Genomic DNA, 3,110 nt, shown 5'->3' with positions numbered 1-3,110 from the left:
GTTCCGGACAATGGCAATTTTGCCGGCAAAAGGATGCCGATTAACGGCTTCCCTTGGTTGACTTTGCCACCTCCCTTCGCACATAAACGCGCCGGCCGCGCACCCCGACGGGTCCCGCGGTCACCAGCGTCACCGACTGACCTGTCCGCCGCCACTTCGGGCGGGTGGCGTCCGACGCTGTTGGGACGGGGGAGTGTCCCGAGTGGCAAAGGGAGCTGACTGTAAATCAGCCGCCTCATGGCTTCGCAGGTTCGAGTCCTGCCTCCCCCACCAATGAAATCAATCACTTACCCGGATTAGGCACGAAAGCAGACCTATCAGACCCGCGCTGGGGTAACGTTCGGGGTAACGGGCTTGTGATTGGCGTATGGCCAAAAGAAAAGCCCGCCGGCGGTAACCGACGGGCTCTATTTGCACTGGGCTACTTTCAGTCACGCAGCTCCGGGCGAACAATCATTCCGTCCGCGACTTTCTGAAGATTCGCACCTCGCCTCACTTGCTCCTCGGCCACCACACCGCCCGGGGCGCACGCTGCGTGGGCCGCGTTCTGTGGATCGCCCGGAATCGGCACGAATACCTCGACGACGTCATTGGTCATCCAGGCAACCCAGCGGCCGTCCCGGAGCGTGATGTCGACGACGTAAAATCCATCGGCAAAGTGCTGGATGATTGGGTCAGGCATTGCCGGCCTCCTCGCTCAGGCTGTCGACTTCGGCCTGGAGCCGGTCGAGGCGAGCGCCGGTTAGATACTTCCAAGTCTGGCCCAAAGCTGTCACGAAGGATTCGCCGGTGGAAGCGGCCAATCTTTTCCTCGACCATAATTCCAGTAGTGCGATGCAAAGAAACGAGGCCGCCATCTATCGAGTTCGGCCAGCACGGGCGGGCGAAGGTGATCTTGCCACAGAATGGTCATCGCTTTTCTCGCTCTAGATGTGCGCTCGGAAACCCTGAACGCTGTTCCGAAGCCCAGATACGAGTGCCACTGTAGGATGGACTTCAATGCCTCAAACGGATAGAGGCCCTGACGTCCGCCGCTGTCACCAGCATTGCGAAAGCTTCCGCGGAACAATTCGACGGCACATGCAAGCTCCTTGTATACTGCTGCAAACTCAGACTGCCCCGCCTTTTCAAGGTGAGTGTATTGAAGCGCGCTCTCAAAGGCTTTCACGCACTGATCATATAGCTTCCTGACTTCGGTCAGGAAAGCTATGCGCCGCTGAACGCAACCTGTCAGCACAGCGGCTGCGATTGCGATCATCACCGGGATCATGTCCTTGTAGACCTCGTATTCTGGTCGCTGTTTGGATTTCAGCCAGAATCCCCCAGCAACAACTGCGATTAGGTAACCGACAATCAGAGAAATTGCAGTCCGGAACGAAGCACGATTCATTTTCGGCCTCCCTCGCTTGGACGTTAGTCTCATCTTGTCTCTGGCCGTGAAGATGCCGACACAATCCGGCAGCATCCTTGCCAAGCAGCGCCGCCAGAGCCTCGGAGAAGTCACCGGTGGAGATCCCCTTCAGGTAAAGGATCGGCAGCAGCGTCTCGATCGATTTCGAGCGGCGCAGGTAGGGCGGCAGGATCGACGGAGAGAACCGGATGCGGTCGGGGTCGGTAGCGCCCGCCTCGCGATCGCGTACACGCGGACGGCGACCGGACCGATCCCGGTCGTCACCTCGCGTTCCGGCAGGTGACCGTGGCGGACGACGCGCTGGTGGCCGTCCGCAGTCTTCAAATCGGGATGCTTGCCGAGAAAGTCCGCGGCCTCGGCCTCGACCGCCTGAGCCAACAGAGCACGCGCCCCATTGCGCAAGATTTCGCTGCGTTGATCGTCGACGTTTCCTGGCCGAATCAGCTTGATGATGTTATCCTTGGACACGGCATATCGCACCTTCGGTGGAGAAGTGGAGGCGCCGCCTTCCCGATTCCCGCCGTCACCAACTTTCAGCGATAGCTCGCACGCGGGCGGCTCTAACTGCTCTGCGGGTAGGCGCTCGGCTAACGTCTCACCACGTCAGGCGATCTGTGAACGCACGAGGCTAACATGGACCCGAGTAAGTTCGATCCATCCAAGTTATACAATCCAGATGATCCATCGACCTACCAGTACCATCCAGATATGATGGACGCGGTTGCGGAGGTCTTGAGACGTCAGGAAGCGGGGCCAGCGGTGCAAGCGGAGCCGGAGGCGCAGCCGGGGCCAGCGGTGCAAGCGGAGCCGGAGCCGGAGCCGGCGTATATTGATAGGCTAGCAGTACACTATCCTAATGCCAATCGCGCGGGCCTGATCCTCACCGTGAAGGTATTCCAGGCAGCCTCTGCAAACGCCAAGCTGGCCTCTGATACCCTCGAAAGCCAAGTTCGGGGTCTTCGCAGATTGGCAGATTCTCTCGGGCGTCAGGGAAGCACGCTTGAAAACTTCGGGGACGACGCGGCCTTGCGCGCATACGTCAAATCGAACCACCCGAATGATACGAAAATGTTACCCGGGCTGAATATGCTTCGTCGATATCGTGAGGGCGACTGGACCAATCGCACGCGTCGACGTCGTGCCTCCTTTGCAGCAGACAGACGTCGTGCCTCCTTTGCAGCAGACAAGCGTCTCATGTTTGCAGCAGACAAGCGTCTCATGGAGGAGGTGATTCGGGCCACCGGGATGGGTTCTGGCTTCAAAACTTTTCGTAGCAGGCTTCGCCGTTTTTCGAAAGCGCTCCGTGCTGCGGGGGGTCAGGGGCTTGCCATGCTTACCGACGCGGAGCTGATAGACCGTGCCGAAGAGTTAGGCCTCCTACGTGATGGTACGTTCCGCCGAGTGTTGGACTACTTTGTGGACCACCGCGGCGGCGTCGCGCCGGGCGCTTCCGGAGCGGGCGGCTCTCGGCAGGCCGGCCCGTCGGATGAACCCGCGCCGTTGCCGCGTTCGAGGGAGTTTCGGCCGGGAATGGAGCGCGTCAGCCAATTAGCCGCGGACAATTGGAACACACCGAACACTCCACAGGGGCGCCGGCCGATTTGCCAGGGCAAAGTGTCGGTCAGTCGAGCCCGCTGCAGGCGGCTCCCGCGGTGGCAGCCATTAGCGACCTGGAGTCGCTCGAAGACTCGTTCTGGCG

Annotated in this window: 3 protein-coding genes, 1 tRNA gene and 1 pseudogene; 1 reads left to right on the top strand and 4 read right to left on the bottom strand. The window is 60.2% G+C overall.

Annotated elements, in window-relative coordinates:
* The first annotated feature begins 187 nt into the window (after positions 1–187).
* Positions 188–273 (top strand) — tRNA-Tyr (locus CWO89_RS42350).
* 154 nt (positions 274–427) lie between these two features.
* Here CWO89_RS42350 and CWO89_RS42345 read toward each other — a convergent pair.
* From CWO89_RS42345 to CWO89_RS42340, 4 genes and pseudogenes are all read right to left on the bottom strand, one after another.
* Positions 428–682 carry a hypothetical protein gene (locus CWO89_RS42345; RefSeq protein ID WP_130584142.1) on the bottom strand — a complete coding sequence of 85 codons (255 nt, stop codon included), beginning with the start codon at positions 680–682 and terminating at the stop codon, positions 428–430.
* Positions 675–803 carry a hypothetical protein gene (locus CWO89_RS48995; RefSeq protein ID WP_283813583.1) on the bottom strand — a complete coding sequence of 43 codons (129 nt, stop codon included), beginning with the start codon at positions 801–803 and terminating at the stop codon, positions 675–677. Before CWO89_RS48995 ends, CWO89_RS42345 begins: the two co-directional genes overlap by 8 nt.
* Entirely contained in the window at positions 773–1,390 is a 618-nt protein-coding gene (locus CWO89_RS46545; protein ID WP_165421573.1) for a hypothetical protein, read from the bottom strand. The genes CWO89_RS48995 and CWO89_RS46545 overlap by 31 nt, the downstream gene beginning before the upstream one ends.
* Before the next feature lie 31 nt (positions 1,391–1,421).
* A pseudogene (locus CWO89_RS42340) lies at positions 1,422–1,879 on the bottom strand (transposase); the annotation flags it as partial.
* Between the last annotated feature and the right edge of the window lie 1,231 nt (positions 1,880–3,110).

This window comes from Bradyrhizobium sp. Leo170, assembly GCF_004296405.1.
In the GTDB taxonomy this organism is placed as follows: Bacteria; Pseudomonadota; Alphaproteobacteria; order Rhizobiales; family Xanthobacteraceae; genus Bradyrhizobium.
This window is presented reverse-complemented; position numbering and strand designations above follow the sequence as displayed.